Here is a 17,837-nt window from a genome sequence, read left to right as displayed (position 1 = left end):
GCTCGCCCGATAGCCAAAACCTGCCCACAACCGCGACCGATCGCCCGTCCGCGAGGCAAGGTCTTGCGCATGGCGCATACCCACGCTACCTCTAGTGAACTCGCAAGGAGCTCCTGGGTCCACATGGTCTCGCAACTCGCCCTCAACATCGCGCTCGTGACCGGCTTTACCGCCGTCGCAGCGATGTCGTGCGCCGCGACCATGATGTGGAACCAGATTAAAACCGTTCCAATTCGGACGGGGCAACGGCGCGCGAGATAACCTAAACGCAGCCGACGGATCGCAAGATCTTCAAAAAGCCCCGCCTCCGAAAGGAGCGGGGCTTTTTTGTTGCGCGTTTCGTCGGTCCTCCAAAACCAACCCGAGGGGACTTGAGATCCATGAGCTACCTGCCTGCACCACCCGCCTTCCACAGCGACGCCGATGGCGTCACCGTTCACCAGCTGCTGCTGGCCGCGCAAGACGCCCACAGCGCGCTGGACGCCGTTCGCCAGGGCCTGGCCGACAGCGGCGCAGAGCTGTGCAACCTGACGCTCAAGCCTGTCGGCCAGATCGTCGAAGCCAGCTTGCGCGTCCGTCACCTGGGTGACCAGGCCGCCCGCCTGCTAGCCCGCGACCTGGCCGCCTGGCCCGGCGTCAACTCGGCCAGCGTCGAGCATCAGTGGGTGCGACCTTGAACCCTTCCAAACCGGACGAGGACAAACGAAGACTCTTCCTCGTCACCGCCGAGGACACGCCCGACGCCCTGATGCGGGTGTTGGGCGTGGCCAAGGTGCAGCAGACCCGCCTGCGCGCCCTGACGGCCACGCCCGACGGCCAGACCCTGGCCATTCGGCTGGAGATCGACGACCAGGGCGACCAGCGCGCCCAGGCCCTCGCCTCACGGCTGGAGGCCTGTCCGTCGGTACGCGGCGTCGGTTTTGGCTGGCGGGCGTAACCAAACGCCTCGCTCGTACGTATCTAAATCCAGACCCGCCGCAGGGTCGCTCCGGAAAGACGTTCGATGCGCCGCCGCCTGCTGACCCTGATCGCCGCCCTTGTCGCCTTCGGTCTCCCCGCCATGGCCGCCGCGCCCGCCAAGCCCCAGACCCCCGCCAAGACCGCCACCGCCGTGTTCGCCGGCGGCTGCTTCTGGTGCATGGAGCACGACATGCAGGGCGTTCCCGGCGTCCTCAAGGTCGAGAGCGGCTATACCGGCGGCCATGTCGACCGGCCCACCTATCGCGACGTGACCAGCGAGACGAGCGGCCACTATGAGGCCGTTCGCGTCACCTACGACCCCGCCAAACTGGAGTACGGCTTCCTGCTCTATCGCTACTGGAAGCTGGTCGACCCGACCGACGACGGCGGCCAGTTTTGCGACCGCGGCCCCTCCTATCGCCCGGCCGTGTTCGTCAGCAGCGCCGAGCAACGCGCCGCCGCTGAAAGGTCCCGCAGCGAGGCCGCCAAGCGTCTGAAGACCGGCAAGATGGTTACGCCGGTGCTCGACCTAAAGACCTTCTGGCCAGCCGAAGAATACCACCGCGACTATGCCAAGCGGAACGCCCTGAACTATCAGGCTTATCGCATCGGTTGCGGCCGCGACCGGCGGCTGAAGCAGGTCTGGGGCGGCTGATCTACGATCCTCCCCCTGAAGGGGGAGGCGGCCGGAGGCCGGTGGGGGAAGTCGGCAATGACTGAGCCAATACTTCCCCCTCCGTCGGCTTCGCCGACACCTCCCCCGCCAGGGGGAGGACCTGCCAACCCGCCTCGACTTCGCCCCAATCCCCTGTAGCTTAAGCGTGTAAAACAGGGAGATCATCGATGAACCGTTGCGCGCTTCTGGCGACCGCCGCGCTTGTACTGGCTGCGGGCTCCGCCCACGCCCAGAAGGCCCCGGATCTCTCGGTGACCATCTATAATTCCGACCTCGCCTTGGTCGAAGATGCCCGCGACCTGGACCTCAAGGCCGGTCGCCAGCGGTTGGAATTCAAGGACGTCTCGGCCGCCATCCGCCCCGAGACCGTCAGCCTGTCGGCGGCCGGCGTGACGATCATCGAGCAGAACTTCGACTACGACCTGCTGACGCCCGACAAGCTGATGGAAAAGGCGGTCGGCCAGCAGGTCCGCATCGTCCGAACCAATCCCGGCGACGGCAAGGAGACCACCGAAGTGGCCACCGTTCTGGCCGCTAATGAAGGCGTGGTCCTGAAGATCGGCGACCGCATCGAGGTGCTGCGCGACGACGGCGTGCCCACCCGCGTGATCTTTGACAAGGTGCCCGAGACCCTGCGCGCCCGCCCGACCCTGTCGGTGACGGTCGACGCCGACAAGGCGGGGCCCCGCACCACCAAGCTCAGCTATCTGACCTCGGGCCTGGGCTGGAAGGCCGACTATGTGGCCCTGTTCGACGAAAAGAAGCAGGCGCTGGACCTGCAGGGCTGGATCACCCTGACCAACAATTCCGGCACCCCGTTCGACAACGCCCGCACCCAGCTGGTGGCCGGCGACGTCAACCAGCTGAACAATGGCGGCTATCGCCGGTCCAGCGCGTCCATGATGTCGGCCGGGACCGAGAGCGGCGACGCCGAGCGTCTGGCCGACTACTACGTCTATCCCCTGCCCCAGCGCACCACGATCGCCTCCAACCAGAGCAAGCAGGTCGGCTTCCTCAGCGCCCAGGCCGTGGCGGCCAAGAAGGTCTATGAGATCCGCCAGGGCGGGTTCGACAGCGATGAGACTCCGTCGTCGGCCACGGTGGCCATCCAGTTCAGCAATGCCAAGCTGACAGGACTGGGCAGCCAGCTGCCGGCCGGCGTCATGCGCATCTATATGCGCGACCAGGCCGGCGATCCCAAGTTCATCGGCGAGAACAGCATCGACCACACCCCGGCCGGCTCGGAGCTGTCGATCAAGACCGGCGACGCCTTCGACGTCACCAGCCAGGCCACCCTGATCAGCCAGGAGAAGGTGTCAAAGACCCGCTCGCGCTACGCCATGAAGTACCTGGTCCGCAACGCGCGCCCTGAAGCCGTCACGGTGGAACTGCGCCAGGGCGGCCTGTGGCGCGACGGCGAGGTCAAGGCCGAAAGCCTCAAGAGCCGCCGCGTCGACGCCCGCACCCTGGGCTGGAGCGTGCCCGTGCCGGCCAATGGCGAGACGGTGCTGACCTTTACGGTCGAGACGGGCTGGTGAGCAGGCGGCGCCAAGATAGATCCTCCCCCTCCGAGGGAGGGCAGATGACCCAAAAGCGGCTGTCATCCCGGACGAGCGCGCAGCGCGAAGATCCGGGACCGACGCCTGAGCTCAGAGCTTCCGGCGGTCCCGGATCTGCGCTTCGCTTGTCCGGGATGACAGCATTATTCGCTGCGACGCCCTATGCGGTCGCGCTCGCCCTCACCACCCTCGCCTCGCCAGCCCTGGCCGAAACCATCGCCTCGCCCGGCGCTGAAAAGACCGCCGTCACCCTCTATCGCGCCGGCTCGGAACCCTTCCAGACCCTGCAGCCCTGGCAGCGCGAACAGGCCCTGAAAAAGGGCCTGATCCTGGTCACCGAGACCCGGACCGTCACCCTGCCCGCCGGCCGCCACACCCTGCGCTTTGACGCCGTCGCCGACGGCCTGATCCCGCAGAGCGCCGCAGTCGACGGCCTGCCCGGCGGCATGATCGAGCGAAACTACGACTATGCCCTGCTCAGCCCCGGAACCCTGCTGGAACGCTCGCTGAACCAGCCGGTCGGGATCGTCCGCACCCATGCCAGGACCGGCCGACAGACCGCCGAGAGCGCCATCGTCCGCCAGGGTCCCAACGGCGTCGTGCTGCAGACGGCGACCGGCGTCGAGGCCCTGGGCTGTTCGGGCGGCGCCGAGCGTCTGGTGTTCGATCACATCCCGGCCGGCCTGTCCGACAAGCCCTCGCTGTCGACCCTGATCGACGTCCCTGTCGCCACCACCGTCAAGCTCACCCTGTCGTATCTGGCCATCGGCGTGAACTGGCAGGCCGACTATGTGGCCCGCATCGCGCCGGACGGCAAAACCCTGGACCTCACCGGCTGGCTGACCCTGGTCAACAGCAGCGGAACCAGCTTCGTGGACGCCTCGACCCAGGCCGTGGCCGGCAAGCTGTCGCGCGTGCCGGTCGACATCCCGAGGGCGGAGACCAAGGCGATCACCCGCGCCTGCTGGCCTATGGACACCACCACCCACGGCCGCAGTCCACCGCCTCCGCCTGTCGTCGCCTATGACATCATGACCTCCCCCCAGCCGCCCCCCATGGCCATGGCCGGCGCCCGCGAGGAGGTCACGGTCACCGCCTCCCGCGCCAAGCTGGCCGAGCAGTCCGAACTGGGCGACTACAAGCTCTACACCCTGCCCGAACCCGTCACCGTCGCCGCGCGCCAGACCAAACAGGTGGCCTTCCTCGATCAGAAGGGCGTAGCGTTCCAACGCCTCTACATGTTCGCCGTCGATCCCTGGAGTGACTATCGCGGCGACAGCGCGCCCGCCGCGACGGTGCTGCTCCGGTTCGAGAATAAGGCCAGTCAGGGCCTGGGCAAGGCCCTGCCCTCGGGCGCTCTGGCCGTGATGGAGACGGCCGGCGGCCGTCCGGCCTTCGCCGGCGAACAGACGATGCGCGACGTGCCCGTGGGCCAGCCGTTCGACCTGGCGATCGGGCGGGCGATGGATGTCTCGGTCAGACCCCGCCTGGTGTCGGAGACGCGGGCCCGCGCCGGACGCACGCGGCGGACCTATGAGGTCGATCTGGCCAACGCCAAGACCGGGCCCATCGTCATAGAGTTGCGTCACCGGCCGGACCGGACCGCCTTCAAGGTGATCCGCGAGCCCAAGCGCCACGATATTCGCGACGGCGCCATCGCCTGGCGTTTCACCCTGTCGCCGAAGAGTCGCGAGACCGTGCGCTATGTGGTGGAATACGAAGGCTGACGCCTGAAGGATTCGTCGAATGAAAAAGCCCCGGCTGGAAACGATGCTGGAGCGAGGCCTCTTCGCATCACGCTGGTTGATGGCGCCGTTCTATGTGGGCCTGGTCGTCACCCTGGCGGCGCTGCTGGTTGTGTTCTTCCAGGAACTGTTCCGCGAACTGTCCAACGTGCTGTCGATGACGCCGGAAGACGCCATCCTGATGGCCCTGACGCTGATCGACCTGTCGCTGGCGGCCAACCTGCTGGTGATCGTCACCCTGTCCGGCTACGAGAACTTCGTCTCCAAGATCGATACCGCCTCGCACGAAGATCGTCCCGACTGGATGGGCACGGTCGACTTCTCGGGCCTGAAGATGAAACTGATCGCCTCGATCGTGGCGATCTCGGCCATCGCCCTGCTCAAGGCCTTCCTGAAACTCAGCGAACCCGGCACGCCCCTGGACGAGCCTCGCCTGCTGTGGCTGGTGATCGTCCACCTGTCCTTCGTGGTCTCGGGTGTGCTGCTGGCCCTGATGGACTGGCTCAACAGCAAGGTCTCCAGTCATTAGGGCGCGCAATCCTGAGCGTCTTCGGTTAAGCCAGCCGACCGAACTCTGAGCGACACACTCCAGGCGAATTCGCCAGTGGGATTCATCCACCACCGTCGCCAATCTGGATGGGGCCGGTTCGAAAAGGAGACGCCATGCGTCTGCATGTCGAGGCACGCCTGGACTACGACTTCATCGGTGAGGTCGAGTCTCTCCTGCATCTGGAAGTCGCCCAGTCGCCCGGACAGACGATCGTCACCGAGAGCCTGGTCCTGGATCCGCCCATCGCCTGGTCGCGGCTGGATGACCCCGCCACCGGCGAGCGGCGGGTCGTTTTCACCCACCAGGGTCCGCTGCAAATCACCTATCTGGCGACGGTCGACCTGACCCCGCGCGACGATGGTCTGGCCGGTGCGGCCCAGCACGCCATCGCCAGCCTGCCGGTCGAGGTTCTGCCCTTCCTGCGCGCCAGCCGCTACATCGAATCCGACCTCTTCGAACAGATCGCGGCCTGCGATTTCGGCCCCTTGCAGGGCGGCGACAAGGTGGTGGCGATTATCGACTGGCTGCGCGGCGCCCTGACCTATCGCTGGGGCACGAGCACCTCGACCACGACGGCGATGAACGCCTACATGAACCGGCAAGGCGTGTGCCGTGACTATGCCCACATAGCCGCAGCCCTGTGCCGGGCCAGCGACATCCCGGCCCGCATGGTCAGCGCCTATGCCGTGGGACTTGAGCCACAGGACTTCCATGCCGTGATCGAGGTGTATGTCGGCGGTCGCTGGCGGCTGGTCGATCCGACCGGTCGGGCTTGTCCTGAAACCCTCATCCGCATCGGTGAGGGCCGCGACGCCGCCGACATCGCCTTTCTGACCATCTTCGGCCGGGCCACCATGACGCGGCAGTCTGTGCGCGTGCGCGAGCTGTTACGGGAGCCGGCGGCGGCGTGAAGCCGCCAGCAGGCAGGCCTAAAAGGGCATGAGCCGGCGTTTGCGGCTGTAGCCGAGATAGCCGATATTGGCCCCCAGCCGCAGACCCACGCCCGCGCGGATCGGGGCCAGGGTGATATCGTCGGCCTTCTGATAGTTCACGCCCAGGCCGCCGATCAGATAGGCGGTGCCCTCAACGCCGGGGAAGCGGCGGAAGATCGCCTCGGGGTATTGCAGGTTATAGCAGAGGGTGAAGACCCGGCTGGCGTTGCCGCCCCAGTCCCAGCCCACCGAGGGGCCCTGCCAGAAGGTTTCCTGGGTCGGCCGGCCCTTCATGTAGAGCAGGCCCCGGCCATAGCGCAGGCCGAGGGCGATGGCGCCCGAACCTTCCTCGCCGGCGATGTAGCCGGTGGGCTGGCCCTTTTCGCGGAACACCTTCTCGATGGCCGCGCCGGCGCTTTCGGCCGTGACGCCCAGGAAGTCGGACGTGGCCCGGATCATCTCGTCTGCCGAATAGGTCTGGGCCGAACCGGTGTCATAGGCCGGGGTGGTCGTGCCGCTGGAGGCCACGTCCTGGGCCATCGTGTCCTGGGCGAAGACGCTGGACGCCCCCGCACTCGCGCCGAGGGTGGCTGCGCCCGAGAGGATCAACTTGCGACGGTCCATGACGGCCCCTTCAGAAATATCGTTGCGCTACTGTCGCAGCCCATTGGGACCGGTTTGCGGCCACCCGCTTTAAGGTTCGGTTAAGCATGAGGAAAACCGGCCGCCTGGAGGGCGCATCGCCCTCTCGCGAAGCGGCCCAAATGTGCTAGACGCGGGCGCATGACCTCTACGCCGCTCGACAAGATCAGAAATTTTTCAATCGTGGCCCACATTGACCACGGCAAGTCCACGCTGTCGGATCGCCTGATCCAGGAGACCGGCGGCCTGACCGCGCGCGAGATGACCGCGCAGGTTCTCGACAACATGGACATCGAGAAGGAACGCGGCATCACCATCAAGGCCCAGACCGTGCGTCTGGAATACAAGGCCGATGACGGCGAGACCTATATCCTCAACCTGATGGACACCCCCGGCCACGTCGACTTCGCCTATGAAGTCAGCCGCAGCCTGGCCGCCTGCGAAGGCTCGATCCTGGTCGTCGACGCCTCGCAAGGCGTGGAAGCCCAGACCCTGGCCAATGTCTATTCGGCCATCGACAACAATCACGAGATCGTCCCGGTCCTCAACAAGATCGACCTGCCCGCCGCCGAGCCCGAGCGCGTGCGCGCCCAGATCGAGGACCTGATCGGCCTGGACGCCAGCGACGCGGTGCTGTGCAGCGCCAAGTCCGGCATCGGCATCCACGACGTGCTGGAAGCCGTGGTCACCCGCCTGCCGCCGCCCAAGGGCGACGAGAACGCGCCGCTCAAGGCCCTGCTGGTCGACGCCTGGTACGACGCCTATCTGGGCGTTGTGGTGCTGGTCCGCGTCATCGACGGCCGCCTGAAGGCCGGCATGAAGATCAAGATGATGCAGCACGGCTCGACCCACCTGATCGACCGGGTCGGCGTCTTCAAGCCCAAAAACACCCCCGTCGAGAGCCTCGGCCCTGGCGAGATCGGCTTCATCACCGCCCAGATCAAGGAAGTGGCCGACGCCGCCGTCGGCGACACCATCACCGACGAGAAGAAGCCCACCGACAAGGCCCTGCCCGGCTTCAAGGACGTGCAGCCCGTCGTGTTCTGCGGCCTCTTCCCGGTCGACGCCGCCGACTTTGAAGACCTGCGCGCCGCCGTCGGCCGCCTGCGCCTCAATGACGGCAGCTTCACCTACGAGATGGAGAGCAGCGCCGCCCTGGGCTTCGGCTTCCGCTGCGGCTTCCTGGGCCTGCTGCACCTGGAGATCATCCAGGAGCGCCTGTCCCGCGAGTTCGACCTCGACCTGATCGCGACCGCCCCCTCGGTGGTCTACAAGATCCACATGCGCGACGGCTCGGAGATCGAGCTGCACAACCCCGCCGACCTGCCCGACCCGATGCACATCGAGAGCATCAGCGAGCCCTGGATCAAGGCCACCATCTTCACCCCCGACGAATATCTCGGCGGCGTGATCAAGCTGTGCCAGGACCGTCGCGGCCAGCAGCGCGAGCTCTCCTATGTCGGCAACCGCGCCATGGTCATCTACGACCTGCCGCTCAACGAAGTGGTGTTCGACTTCTATGACCGCCTGAAGTCGATCTCCAAGGGCTATGCCAGCTTCGACTACCAGGTCGAGGACTACCGCCAGGGCGACCTGGTCAAGATGTCGATCCTGGTCAATGCCGAGCCCGTCGACGCCCTCTCCATGCTGGTCCACCGCGACCGCGCCGAGGGCCGGGGCCGGGGCATGTGCGAGAAGATGAAGGAGCTCATCCCCCAGCACATGTTCGTCATCCCGATCCAGGCGGCCATCGGCGGCAAGATCATCGCCCGCGAAACCGTCCGCGCCCTGCGCAAGGACGTCACCGCCAAGTGCTACGGCGGCGACGCCAGCCGCAAGCGCAAGCTGCTGGACAAGCAGAAGGCCGGCAAGAAGCGCATGCGCCAGTTCGGCAAGGTCGAGATCCCGCAGGAAGCGTTCATTGCCGCGCTGAAGATGGACGAGGATTGATCCTCTTCCCTCTCCCCTTGCGGGAGAGGGTGGCCCCGGCGAAGGCCGGGGTCGGGTGAGGGGTCGCTCAGACCCTTCCTGAGAGGGCGATCAACCCCTCATCCGTCAGCTTCGCTGACACCTTCTCCCGCAAGGGGAGAAGGGAAGCGTCGCTGAGCCCTGCATCTGACGCCTTCACCGAACCTGGCACTACGGTGACAAAGCCCCAAACCGACACCGAGCGCGCTGCCTGTGGGCGTCGCCGAGGGCGCATGGCGGGAACCGACGGCACGGTCACCGCAATCCCCGTCTGGCGCCCGGCGTCCCGATGAAGTCTTCCCAGGCCAGTCCACCCTCCCCCACCGTTTTTCCCGTCTGAGCAGAAAGTCCGGGCCGGCTTCGCCCAGACCGTGTTGAATGGGTCTGGTTAATGCGCGTAGCGGGAGTCGGGTTCGGGTGGGCAGGTTGAGCGGGATGTGGCGGGCCTCGGCGGCGAGCCTGGCGATGATGGCGGTGCTCGGCGCGGATATCAGCCAGGCCGGCAGCGGCGATGACTGCCCGCCCAATCCCCAGCCCGGCAAGTGCTATGAAAAGGTCATGTCGCCGGCCCGTTACGAATCCTATGTCGAGCAGCTGATCGACCGGCCCAGCCGCACCGAAAGCCGGATCATCCCGGCCGTCTATCGCCTTGAGGAACGCCAGGAGCTGGTGACGCCGGCGCGGACCGAATGGGTCACCGTGCCGGCCACCTGGCGGACGGTCACCGAAACCGTCGTGGTCCGGCCCGAATCGACCCGGATCGAGACCGTTCCGGCCGTCTATGAGACCGTGACCGAGCAGGTTCTGGTGCGTGAGGCCTATACCGAGTGGCGGCGCGGCATGCTGCTGGACCGGCGCGAGACCGCCCCGGGCCGGACCATGATGAGCCCGACCGGCGAGGTCCTGTGCCTGGTCGAGGTGCCGGCGGAATATCGCCTGGAGACCCGGCAGGTCATGGTCAGCCCGGCCCGTCAGGTGCGGGTCCGCGAGCCGGCCGAGATCCGGACCGTGACCCGTCAGGTGATCGACCGCGAAAGCCATGAGACGCGCCGCGAAATCCCCGCCCAGTATCGCACGGTGGCGGTGCGGGTTCTGGTGACCCCGTCACGGGTCGAAACCTTTGACAGCCCGGTGCACTACCGCACGGTGGTCAGCCAGCGACTGATCAGTCCGGCCCGCTTTGAATGGCGCGAGATTACCTGCGACCCGGGCTCCTCGCCGGCCCGCCACGGGACCTGAAAGCGCTTTCGGCTGTCCGTGGGACGGCGAACGCGCGCCTGATCCTGCGCAGGGTGAGAATATGTTCCCCTGCGGGTTGAAAACCACGACACCATCGACCCGCGTTCGGTTAAGGTTAACCCGCTTTACCTCCGGACCGGTTTCCACGCAGGATCCGGAGCATGGGCGACGGGATGTAACGGGGTCGATGGGCTCATGAGGGGATCTGGAATGAAGTTGAAACTTGCCGCTGGCCTGCTGGCCATGCTGAGCGCCAGCGCTGTCGTCGGATCGGCCACGGCCGCGGAAGACTATCGTCGTCCGTCGCCGCCGATGCCGCCGTCGCCGATGCCTGCGATCGACTGCCTGTGCACCCGGGCCGTGGTCTTCTATGGCCCGACCTCTTCCTATGGCGACATCCGCGTCTCGGCGCCGGGCGTTCGGGTCTATGGCGAGCCGGTGGTCGTGCCGTCGGGCCGCATCGATATCCAGGGCCCGCCGGTCTATGTCGACGCCCCGCCGATCCGCATCGCCGCGCCGCAGATCTATCTGCATCGTCCGGAAGTGCATGTGCGTCCGTCGGCCGTCACGGTCGATGCGCCCGAGATCCACTTCACCGGCTGCCCCGACGGCGTGCGCTGCGCGCCTGTCCGCCCCTAAGGGCGGCAGGGCTAACAGCATTCAGAACTGGAAAAGGCGGGGTTCACACCCCGCCTTTTTTTCTGGCCGCAACCGTCGGGATGAGGACAGGAAACAGGACTGTAAGCAGGACGGGGATCAGGGCTTGCAGAAGTCGCGGGCCTCGCGGGCCAGGGCCATGTCGCCACCGGCCAGGGCCGTCTTGACCGCCTCGTCGCACCGCGATTCGCTGAGCAGGGCCGTGACCCGGCCACGCAGAGCCGCCGCAGCCTGGGCCTCCTCGCGCAGGACCCGCGCCGCGCGGCGATCGGCCGGCAGACAAAGCGACAGCCAGGTCGCGTCGGCGCAATTGGCGATCAGCCGGGCCCGCCGCACGGCCTCGGCGCTTTCGACGGTGTCGGCGGACGGCCGGGCGACCGCGCTGGCCGGCGGCGCGGCGCTTGCAGCCTCGCCTGGTGTGGAGTCGGTCGAAGGCGCGTCGATCGGGCGGACCACGGTCACCGACGGGATCTGGTAGTGGCACACCCAGCCCTTGGCCGTCATCTCGCAGGACTGGAGAGCGGCCTGAGCCTCCTGCGGCGCAGGGCCTTGCGCCAGGGCAAGCAAAAGCAGGAACATCGCCAACCTCACGCGCGGGGAGCCACTGCCCACGACCCTAGGGTCAATGGCGGCGGCAACCTAGCCGTTTATCCGGCCACACCCAAGATCGGGCCAATCTGCCGGGTCGCAGGCAAGCCTACCGGGCGGCGGCCGGATCCAGACCGCTGGCGCCCGCGCTCAAATCGCGGCACGACTGCCGGCAACGGGAGGGACAAGTCCGTGGCGGTCGAGACCTATGACTACATCATCGTCGGCGCGGGGTCGGCCGGCTGCGTGCTGGCCAACCGGCTGTCGGCCGATCCGCAGCGGCGGGTGCTGGTGCTGGAGGCCGGTGATCGCGACGACTGGATCTGGTTCCACATCCCGGTCGGCTATCTGTTCGCGATCGGCAATCCGCGCTCGGACTGGATGTATCGCACGCAGCCGGTGCCGGGGCTGGACGGCCGCAGCCTGGCCTATCCGCGCGGCAAGGTGATCGGCGGATCGTCGGCGATCAACGCCATGATCTATATGCGCGGCCAGGCGGCCGACTATGACGGCTGGCGGCGGCGGGGTCTGGCCGGCTGGGGGTGGGACGACGTCCTGCCGCTGTTCAAGGCCCAGGAAGACCATATCGCGCCGCCGTCGGAGCATCACCAGTCGGGCGGCGAGTGGCGGGTGGAGCATCCGCGCATGCGCTGGAAGGTGCTGGACGCGTTTGCCAAGGCGGCGGCGCTGGAGGGCATTCCCGTCAGCCCCGACTTCAACGGCGGCGACAATACGGGCTCGGGCTATTTCAACGTCAACCAGCGGGCCGGCCTGCGGTGGAGCGCGGCGCGGGGGTTTCTGAAACCCGTGCTGTCGCGGCCCAATCTGGAGCTGCGCACCGGGGCGCGGGCGGATCGGGTGATCCTCGAGAACGGCCGGGCCGTGGGCGTGGCCTGGACCGAGGGCGGAGAGGCTCGCGAGGCGCGATGTCGCGGCGAGGTGGTGTTGACCGCCGGGGCGGTGAACAGCCCTCACCTGCTGGAGTTGTCGGGCGTCGGCGACGGCGCGCGGCTGGCGGCTCTGGGGTTGAGCGTCCATCGCCATCTGCCGGGCGTGGGCGAGAACCTGCAGGACCATCTGCAGATCCGGCCGATCTATCGCGTCAAGGGCGTGGCGACCCTCAATGCCCACTACGCCTCGCTGTGGCGGCGGCCGCTGATGGCGCTGGAATATGCGGTCCTGCGACGCGGGCCGATGTCGATGGCGCCGTCGCACATGGGAGCCTTCGCCAGGACCTCGCCGGACTATACGACCCCCAATGTGCAGTTCCACGTCCAGCCGCTGTCGCTGGACCGGTTCGGCGAGCCGCTGCACCGGTTCCCGGCCATCACCATCAGCGTCTGCAACCTGCGACCCTCCAGCCGGGGGAGCATCCATGCGGGCAGTCCTGATCCGGCCGCCGCGCCGTTGATCCAGCCCAACTATCTGTCGACGGCGCAGGACGAGCGGGTGGCCGTCGACTCCCTGCGCCTGATCCGCCGCATCGTCGCCCAGCCGCCGCTGGCCTGCTTTGGCCCCGATGAGATGAGCCCGGGGCCGGCGGTCGATGACGACGCCGGACTGCTGGCGGCGGCGCGGCAGCTGGGCACGACGATCTTCCACCCCGTGGGGACGGCGAAGATGGGCCTGGCCGCCGATCCAACGGCCGTGGTCGATGCGCGCCTGCGGGTGCTGGGGGTGGCGGGCCTGCGGGTCGCCGACGCCTCGGTGATGCCGGCCATCGTCTCGGGCAACACCAATTCTCCCACGCTGATGATCGCCGAAAAGGCCGCGCGGATGATCCTGGAGGACGCGCGCTAGACCGCTTCGGCCTCGACAGGCGGGGCGGCCTGGGGCGGCCGCAGCTTGTAGAACCGCAGCTCGCGGCCCAGGTCATAGAGGCGATACAGGCGGAAGACGTCGGGGCGGGTGGTCCACAGGGCGTCTTCGGCGTCGGTCAGGGCCATGGGCGTGCCGACGCCGCCGGTGGTGGTCTTGACCACGATCAGGCGCTCTTCGCCGGTGGGCTTGAAGCTGAGGATGTCGTGGCCCGCAAGGTCGACGGGCGGCCGGGCCGGGCGGACCTGGTCGGCCAGGTCGGGGCGGCCGTGCTCGCGCAGGCGGCGCTGCTCGAAGGCCAGGACGGCGGCGCGGCCGGCTTCGGCCAGCAGGCCGTTGGCGTGGTCGCGGCCGGCGGGATCGAACTTGGCGATCAGCTGTTCGGCGCGGGGGCTGGGCTGCAGCTGTTCGGGCTCGAAGGCGGGCGGCGGCCCCTCGACCAGATGCAGCGGCTCGCGGGCCGTGAACAGCACCGGCGGGCGCATGGCGGCGGCGATCAGGGTGGGCCGGGCGGAAAGCTGGCGGTCGACGGCGTCGATCAGCTGGTCATGCAGTTTCCAGCGCGGGGCGAAGTCCTTCAGGATCGGCACGCCGATCAGGCTGAGGGCGGCCGAGATGTTGCGCTGGCGAAACTCGATGGCTCCGCCGGGACGGCCGGTGACGAATCGCAGGGCGCGCTGGTGGCCGGCGGCCTTGACCTCCTGGCCCGCTAACTGCTTGGCCAGCATGACGAAATAGTCGCCGACCACGAGGTCCAGGTCGGCCTCGGTCCAGTCTCCGGTCTTGTGTGTCTCATCGCTCACGCGGCGACGATGCCTCAGGCGCGGGCGTCGCGCCACAACAGCTTGGCCCTGAGTTAAGGCGCAGGGCGAACCGGCGGCTTGGGCGCCTCGGCGATGGGTTCCTCGTCGGACTTCAGGCCCGCCGCCTTCAGGGCGCGGGCGATCGAGGTGACCGGCTCGCCGCGCACCACCTGGAAGGTCAGGACCAGGGGCTCGGCGGGGTTGTCGCCGAGATTGGCGAAGCCCCCGGCCCGCTCGCCATTGAGGGCGACCCTGTAGGTGCGGTTGGACAGCACCCGGCACAGCAGGACGAAGGTCTTCTGGTCGTTGAGCAGCCGGGGCGTCTTGATGCATTCGAGCGGCTCGCCGCCCTCCGCGACGCCATAGTTCCAGGCCCTGGGGTTCATCTTCTGGTCGAAGGCGACCTTCACGATGAGCACGCCGGGGGCGATGGTCTCGCCCTGGGCCGGATAGGTGGCCACCACCTTGGGCGGCAGGGTCGGCGGCATCACCGTGACCGGCGAGACGGCGGTCGGCTCCTCACGAACCTGGGCGGTCGCGCCAGAGGCGCTGGCGAGAAGAACGGTCAGGGCGAGGGCGCGAAGGATCATGCAGCCAGCTTGACCGCCAAGCGCGGCGTTCTCAAGGCGGATGCGCGCCTCCCCGCCGCAGATTGTGCTATAGGCGCCGTCATGACCGATACGCCCGACCTTTCCAACGAAACCCCGATCCAGCGCGCCCTGCGCCTGAAGAAGGCCGCCATCGACGCCAAGCCCAAGCCGCCGCGCGGCGGCAAGTTCCAGCGCGAGCAGGCCGCCGGCGTCCAGGCCGGCAAGTCCAAGCCCTGGATGAGCCGCTAGCCGGTGCGCGTGCTGGGCCGGAGCTCGTCGATCAATGTCCGCAAGGTGCTGTGGACGCTGGACGAGCTGGGCCTGGCCTATCAGCGCGAGGACTGGGGCGCGGGCTTTACGCCCACCGACGATCCCGCGTTCCTGGCGCTCAACCCCAATGGCCTGATCCCGGTGCTGGTCGACGACCAGGGGCCGCTGTGGGAGAGCAACACCATCTGCCGCTATCTGGCTCACCGCCACGGCGACGGCGCCCTGCTGCCCGCCGATCCGCGCGGCCGGGCCGGGGTGGAGCAGTGGATGGACTGGCAAGCCACCGAGCTGAACGGCGCCTGGCGCTACGCCTTCCTGGCCCTGGGCCGCAAGGCGCCGGGCTTTGACGATCCGGCCAGCATCGCGGCCAGCACGGCGGCGTGGAACGGGGCCATGACCCTTCTGGAGCGCCGGCTGGAGACCACCGGCGCCTATGCGGCCGGCGAGGCCTTCACCCTGGCCGATGTGGTGCTGGGCCTGTCGACCCACCGCTGGGCGGCGACGCCGATCGACCACGCCGACCTGCCGGCCGTGCAGGCCTATGAGGCGCGGCTTCGCCAGCGCGCCGCCTTTGGGCCGCATGCGCGCCCCGACGTTCCCTGAACCCGCACCCCTTCCGCCACGTCGCCCTTCCCCTACCCGGCCGCTTGCCCCCATGATCGCGGCAACGAAAAAAGACGGGGAGACTTGGATGCGGTGGATCCTGCGCGGGATCGGCGGACTGCTGGCGCTTGTGGTGCTGGCGGCCGTCACCCTGATCGTCATCGACCGGGCCAGCCTGCCCAAGGCGCCGGACAAGGCGGGCCTGATCGCGGCCGGCCAGCGCTATGATGTCCGCATCCGCCGCGACGAGTGGGGCGTGCCGCACATCCTGGGCAAGACCGACGCCGACGCCGCCTATGGCCTGGGTTTCGCCCAGAGCGAGGACGACTTTCCCACCCTGCGCGACGTGACCCTGGCCACCCGCGGCGTGCTGGCCCGCACCCAGGGCGCCTCGGCCGCCCCGACCGACTATGTGGTCTCGCTACTGGGCGTCTGGCCGACGGTGGACGCCAACTACAGCAAGCTGCCCGCCGAGTTGCGCGCCGTGCTGCAGGCCTATGCCGACGGCGTCAATCACTATGCCGCCCTGCACCCCGAGGTCGTGACGCCCGGCCTGCTGCCGGTCACCGGCAAGGACATCGCGGCGGGCTTTGTCTTCAAGCAGCCGTTCTTCTACGGCCTGGACGGCGAGCTAAAGAAACTCACCGCCCCTGACGCGCCCCCTCCCCCGCCGAAAGGCTCCAACGGCCTGGCCATCGCCCCGTCGCGCAATGCCGACGGCGCCACCCGCCTGCTGGTCAATTCGCACCAGCCCTATACGGGCCCGGTGGCCTGGTACGAGGCCGTGGTGCAGAGCGGCCAGGGCTGGCACGTGGCCGGCGGCTTCTTCCCCGGCTCGCCGTTCATGCTGCATGGCCACAACGCCACCCTGGGCTGGGCCAATACAGTCTCCAAGCCCGATCTGGTCGACACCTACCGCCTGACCATCAATCCGCAGGACAAGAACCAGTACCGGCTGGACGGCGCCTGGCGCGACTTCGAGATCTCCACCGCCATCCTGCGCGTCAAGCTGTGGGGCCCCATCGTGCTGCCGGTGCGCAAGGCGGTGCTGCGCTCGGTCCACGGCCCGGTGCTAGAGACCAAGGCCGGCGTCTTCGCCATCCGCTATGCCGGCATGGGCGAGTACCGCCAGCCGGTGCAGTACTGGAAGCTGGGCAAGGCGACCAACCTGGCCGAATGGCGCGCGGCCATCGCCACCCACGCCCTGCCCAGTCTCAACTATGTGTATGGCGACGCGGCCGGAAACATCGGCTTCGTGCACAACGGCCAGTATCCCAACCGCACGGCGCAGGCCGACTGGGCCAATATGCTGCCCGGCGACCGCTCCGACCTGATCTGGCACGGCTATCGCCCGGTCGAGCAGAGCCCGCAGCTGTGGAATCCCAAGTCAGGCTTTGTCTTCAACTCCAACAACAGCCCGTTCGAGGCCAGCGCCCCGGCCGATAACCTGAAACCCGCCGACTTCCCCGCCGCGATGGGCCTGCAGACCAACATGACCAACCGCGCCCTGCGGGTGCAGGAGACGGTCGGGGTCGATGCGGCGATCACCGACGAGAGCTTCCGTCGCTACAAGTACGACCTGACCTATAGCCAGCGCTCCAGCGTGGCGGAGATGATCGCCAAGGTCACCGCCGTCGATCCCAAGGGCGACAAGGACCTGGCCGCCGCCCAGGCGATCCTGAAGGGCTGGGACCGCCGCACCGACGCCAAGAATCGCGGCGCGGCCCTGGCGGCGCTGATGAGCCAGCCGATCCTGTTCGCCCGCACCAGCGGCGAGCCCGAGCCCGCCCCGATGGACACGCTGAAGGCCGCCATCACCACCCTGAAGACCCATTTCGGCCGGCTCGACCCCGAATGGGGCCAGGTCAACCGCATCCGTCGCGGCAAGGTGGACCTGCCCATCGACGGCGCCGCCGACACCTATCGCTCGGTGTGGGGCATCCCGCAGAAGGACGGCACGACGACCGCCGACGGCGGCGACACCTTCATCATGTTCGTCACCTGGGACCGGAACGGGAAACTGTCGTCCGACAGCATCCACCAGTTTGGCTCAGCGACTTTGGATACGGGGTCAAAGCACTATGCCGACCAGACGCCGCTGTTCGTGGCGATGAAGACCCGGCCGGTGCTGTTCACCGAGGCGCAGCTGAAGGGGAATGTGCGGGAGGATTACCGGCCGGGGGGGCGGTAGGCTTCGTAGCGGACGGTTTGAAGGTCAGCTTAGGGTGGTTTGCGGA

17 protein-coding genes and 2 pseudogenes are annotated in these 17,837 nt (G+C 67.9%); 15 read left to right on the top strand and 4 right to left on the bottom strand.

Annotation, left to right across the window (positions count from 1 at the left end; translation table 11 throughout):
• Positions 1–380 precede the first annotated feature (380 nt).
• The 8 genes and pseudogenes from ACN2C7_RS06885 (at position 381) to ACN2C7_RS06850 (ending at position 6,401) form a co-directional block, all read left to right on the top strand.
• Positions 381–677, top strand: coding sequence for a hypothetical protein (locus tag ACN2C7_RS06885; RefSeq protein WP_419254677.1), 297 nt, complete (start codon positions 381–383; stop codon positions 675–677).
• Positions 674–937, top strand: coding sequence for a hypothetical protein (locus ACN2C7_RS06880; protein WP_419254676.1), 264 nt, complete (start codon positions 674–676; stop codon positions 935–937). Before ACN2C7_RS06885 ends, ACN2C7_RS06880 begins: the two co-directional genes overlap by 4 nt.
• A 66-nt stretch (positions 938–1,003) precedes the next feature.
• On the top strand, positions 1,004–1,615 hold the full coding sequence (msrA, locus tag ACN2C7_RS06875) for a peptide-methionine (S)-S-oxide reductase MsrA (RefSeq protein ID WP_419320684.1): 612 nt from the start codon (positions 1,004–1,006) through the stop codon (positions 1,613–1,615).
• A pseudogene (locus ACN2C7_RS06870) lies at positions 1,615–1,734 on the top strand (hypothetical protein); the annotation flags it as partial. The gene msrA and the pseudogene ACN2C7_RS06870, both read left to right, overlap by 1 nt.
• A 69-nt stretch (positions 1,735–1,803) precedes the next feature.
• Entirely contained in the window at positions 1,804–3,174 is a 1,371-nt protein-coding gene (locus ACN2C7_RS06865) for a DUF4139 domain-containing protein (RefSeq protein WP_419254674.1), read from the top strand.
• Positions 3,175–3,329: 155 nt separating this feature from the next.
• Entirely contained in the window at positions 3,330–4,922 is a 1,593-nt protein-coding gene (locus ACN2C7_RS06860) for a DUF4139 domain-containing protein (protein WP_419320682.1), read from the top strand.
• Positions 4,923–4,941: 19 nt separating this feature from the next.
• Positions 4,942–5,469: a TIGR00645 family protein gene (locus tag ACN2C7_RS06855; protein WP_419320680.1), complete on the top strand. Its 528-nt coding sequence runs from the start codon at positions 4,942–4,944 to the stop codon at positions 5,467–5,469.
• 134 nt (positions 5,470–5,603) lie between these two features.
• Positions 5,604–6,401, top strand: coding sequence for a transglutaminase-like domain-containing protein (locus ACN2C7_RS06850; protein WP_419320678.1), 798 nt, complete (start codon positions 5,604–5,606; stop codon positions 6,399–6,401).
• A gap of 18 nt (positions 6,402–6,419) precedes the next feature.
• On the opposite strand, the gene ACN2C7_RS06845 is transcribed toward ACN2C7_RS06850, so the two are convergent.
• Positions 6,420–6,962: a DUF1134 domain-containing protein gene (locus tag ACN2C7_RS06845; RefSeq protein ID WP_419321423.1), complete on the bottom strand. Its 543-nt coding sequence runs from the start codon at positions 6,960–6,962 to the stop codon at positions 6,420–6,422.
• A 243-nt stretch (positions 6,963–7,205) separates the two neighbouring features.
• Between ACN2C7_RS06845 and lepA the strand changes: the two genes are divergently transcribed.
• The 3 genes and pseudogenes from lepA to ACN2C7_RS06830 all read left to right on the top strand — a co-directional run.
• Positions 7,206–9,014, top strand: a complete 1,809-nt coding sequence (gene lepA, locus ACN2C7_RS06840) for a translation elongation factor 4 (RefSeq protein WP_419320676.1) — start codon at positions 7,206–7,208, stop codon at positions 9,012–9,014.
• Between the two features lie 444 nt (positions 9,015–9,458).
• Positions 9,459–10,271 carry a hypothetical protein gene (locus ACN2C7_RS06835; RefSeq protein ID WP_419320674.1) on the top strand — a complete coding sequence of 271 codons (813 nt, stop codon included), beginning with the start codon at positions 9,459–9,461 and terminating at the stop codon, positions 10,269–10,271.
• Positions 10,272–10,571: 300 nt separating this feature from the next.
• Positions 10,572–10,910: pseudogene (locus tag ACN2C7_RS06830) on the top strand (hypothetical protein); the annotation flags it as partial.
• 117 nt (positions 10,911–11,027) lie between these two features.
• On the opposite strand, the gene ACN2C7_RS06825 reads toward ACN2C7_RS06830, so the two are convergent.
• Positions 11,028–11,507 (bottom strand): hypothetical protein, encoded by a 480-nt coding sequence (locus ACN2C7_RS06825; RefSeq protein WP_419320672.1) that lies wholly within the window; start codon positions 11,505–11,507, stop codon positions 11,028–11,030.
• 201 nt (positions 11,508–11,708) lie between these two features.
• Here ACN2C7_RS06825 and ACN2C7_RS06820 point away from each other — a divergent pair, with 201 nt between their 5' ends.
• Complete coding sequence (locus ACN2C7_RS06820) at positions 11,709–13,316, top strand: GMC family oxidoreductase (protein ID WP_419320671.1); 1,608 nt, start codon at positions 11,709–11,711, stop codon at positions 13,314–13,316.
• Here ACN2C7_RS06820 and ACN2C7_RS06815 read toward each other — a convergent pair.
• Together ACN2C7_RS06815 and ACN2C7_RS06810 are read right to left on the bottom strand one after the other, a co-directional pair.
• Complete coding sequence (locus ACN2C7_RS06815; protein WP_419320670.1) at positions 13,313–14,137, bottom strand: DUF3883 domain-containing protein; 825 nt, start codon at positions 14,135–14,137, stop codon at positions 13,313–13,315. The two genes, ACN2C7_RS06820 and ACN2C7_RS06815, sit on opposite strands and share 4 nt — an antisense overlap.
• A gap of 53 nt (positions 14,138–14,190) precedes the next feature.
• A complete protein-coding gene (locus ACN2C7_RS06810; protein ID WP_419320669.1) occupies positions 14,191–14,727 on the bottom strand; it encodes a hypothetical protein in 537 nt (178 codons plus the stop codon).
• 81 nt (positions 14,728–14,808) lie between these two features.
• On the opposite strand from ACN2C7_RS06810, the gene ACN2C7_RS06805 reads away from it, so the two are divergent.
• The 3 genes from ACN2C7_RS06805 to ACN2C7_RS06795 all read left to right on the top strand — a co-directional run bounded on the left by ACN2C7_RS06805 (position 14,809) and on the right by ACN2C7_RS06795 (position 17,791).
• Positions 14,809–14,976, top strand: coding sequence for a hypothetical protein (locus ACN2C7_RS06805; protein WP_419255815.1), 168 nt, complete (start codon positions 14,809–14,811; stop codon positions 14,974–14,976).
• Between the two features lie 3 nt (positions 14,977–14,979).
• Positions 14,980–15,600, top strand: a complete 621-nt coding sequence (locus tag ACN2C7_RS06800; protein ID WP_419320667.1) for a glutathione S-transferase family protein — start codon at positions 14,980–14,982, stop codon at positions 15,598–15,600.
• Positions 15,601–15,688: 88 nt separating this feature from the next.
• A complete protein-coding gene (locus tag ACN2C7_RS06795; protein WP_419320666.1) occupies positions 15,689–17,791 on the top strand; it encodes an acylase in 2,103 nt (700 codons plus the stop codon).
• The last annotated feature ends 46 nt before the right edge of the window (positions 17,792–17,837 follow it).

Origin of the sequence: Caulobacter sp. ErkDOM-E, from assembly GCF_048541895.1 — a bacterium.
Classification (GTDB): domain Bacteria; phylum Pseudomonadota; class Alphaproteobacteria; order Caulobacterales; family Caulobacteraceae; genus Caulobacter.
The sequence above is the reverse complement of the archived record's forward strand: the minus strand, read 5'-3'. Positions and strand labels throughout refer to the sequence as shown.